The sequence below is a fragment of the Micromonospora sp. ALFpr18c genome, from assembly GCF_008868155.1.
In the GTDB taxonomy this organism is placed as follows: Bacteria; Actinomycetota; Actinomycetes; order Mycobacteriales; family Micromonosporaceae; genus Micromonospora.
The window spans coordinates 1-1,765 of sequence record NZ_WBKR01000374.1; the positions used below are offsets into that span (position 1 = coordinate 1).

Consider the following 1,765-nt stretch of genomic DNA (forward strand, 5'->3'; position numbering starts at 1 on the left):
ACCACCACCGACACCTGCACCACAGCGACTGGACCGTCCACATCGCCGGCGACGGCCACCCCGAATTCGTCCCACCCGCCTGGCTCGACCCGAAGCACATCCCCCGCCGCAACCACTACCACCGACGGACATAGACCACCGCCTGTGGCCCAATCAGGCAACGAGCCGAGCCCGTCGCCACCCGACCCATCGAGCGGTGAACGGCAAGCGAGTGCGGCGGTCTCCGGGACCGATCGCCACACCCACATGACGAAGAGGCTCCCCGGCCTGCGGAGAAGCCGGTGTCATGCGCCCAGCGGTCCGTCGATGCCTCCGGGCTGGCGGACCCAACGGCCATGCGTTCAACAGGAGGAGGAGCAGTCATGCCGGGAACCGGAAGCCGGGCGCGCCATTGCGAACCCGCAAGCAGCACGCCGACGCAGCCAGACACCGACGCGAGCCAGCAGGTGAACGCAAAGCCAGACGCCGACGCAAGCCAGCAGCCAGACGCAGCCAGACGCCGACGCAAGCCAGCAGCCAGACGCCGACGCCGCCAGCAGGCGGACGCAGCCAGCAAGCCGCCGCAGGTCAGCGCACCGTAAGGGCCGCGGGCGTCCGGGAAGTCGGCACGACCGAGCGCCGGTCAGCACCTCCGGGCATCCGTCAGCGGGTCCGGACGTCGGGGGGCGGCTCCGAGCGCCGTTCAGCGGATCCGGGCCCCAGCGAGGCGACCCCGACGCCAGCGAGGCGACCCGGACGCCAGCGAGGCGACCCGGACGTCGGCGAGGCAGGTCAGACGTCCGTGACGCGGATGCCGGCGTGTGCCTTGTAGCGCTTGTTGATGGCGATCAGGTTGGCGGTGAACGCCTCGATCTGGTGGGCGTTGCGCAGCCGGCCGGCGTAGATGCCGCGCATGCCGGGGATCCGGGCGGCGAGCGCACCGACCACGTCGACCAGTTCGCGGTCCTCGGTGCAGATCAGTACGTCGAGGTCGATCCGGTCGATCTCGGGGTCGGCGAGCAGCGGGGCGCTGACGTGGTTGAACGCCGCGCAGACCCGGGAGTCGGGCAGGAGCGCGGCGGCCTGCTGCACGGCGCTGCCCTCGGCGACGGTCAGCGCGTACGGGCCCTGCTTGTCGAAGCCGAGCGGGTTGACGCAGTCGACGACGATCCGGCCGGCGAGCGGCTCGGCGAGGGCGGCGACGGTGGCGGCGTGCCCGTCCCACGGCACCGCGATGATCACCACGTCGCTGCGCCGAGCCACCTCGTCGTTGGCCGCACCGGTGATGCTGGCGTCCGCCGGCAACCCGGGCAGGGCGGCGATCTCGGCGGCGGACTCGGCGGCACGCTCGGCGGACCGGGAACCGATCAGCACCGTCTGCCCGGCCCGGACGAACCGGTAGGCGAGGCCCCGCCCCTGGTCGCCCGTGCCACCGATGATGCCGACCGTCAGCCCGGACACGTCGGGCAGCGTGCTCGCGTCGTATGCCATGGGCTCATCCTCGCAAACCGCTCGGGCCGGCAGCAGCGGCAGGCGTTGTGACAGTCCCCGCCGACCCGAAAGGCCCGCTGACCCGGAAGGCCCGCCGACCCGAAAGGCCCGCTGACCCGGAAGGCCCGCCGACCCGAAAGACCCACCGACCTGAAAGCCCGCTGGCCCGGAAGGCCCGGCGGCGGGGCGGGTCAGGCCAGCTCGAACAGGACCGTGCGGGCCGCCGGGTCGGCGGTGACCAGGCGGACCCGGACCCGTTCACCCAGCGGCAGGTCACAGAGGCAGCGGCCGCGTA

Annotated in this window: 2 protein-coding genes; both read right to left on the reverse strand. The window is 72.7% G+C overall.

Annotation, left to right across the window (positions count from 1 at the left end; all coding sequences use genetic code 11):
- Positions 1-771 precede the first annotated feature (771 nt).
- Entirely contained in the window at positions 772-1,470 is a 699-nt protein-coding gene (gene npdG, locus F8271_RS31170; RefSeq protein ID WP_151493356.1) for an NADPH-dependent F420 reductase, read from the reverse strand.
- Positions 1,471-1,661: 191 nt separating this feature from the next.
- The coding region (locus F8271_RS32765) for a hypothetical protein (protein WP_192580549.1) at positions 1,662-1,765 on the reverse strand (104 nt) is incomplete at its 5' end.

Coding starts and splice junctions, on each gene's coding strand:
- npdG (WP_151493356.1), bottom strand. CDS start 1,470: ATGGCATACGACGCGAGCACGCTGCCCGACGTGTCCGGGCTGACGGTC.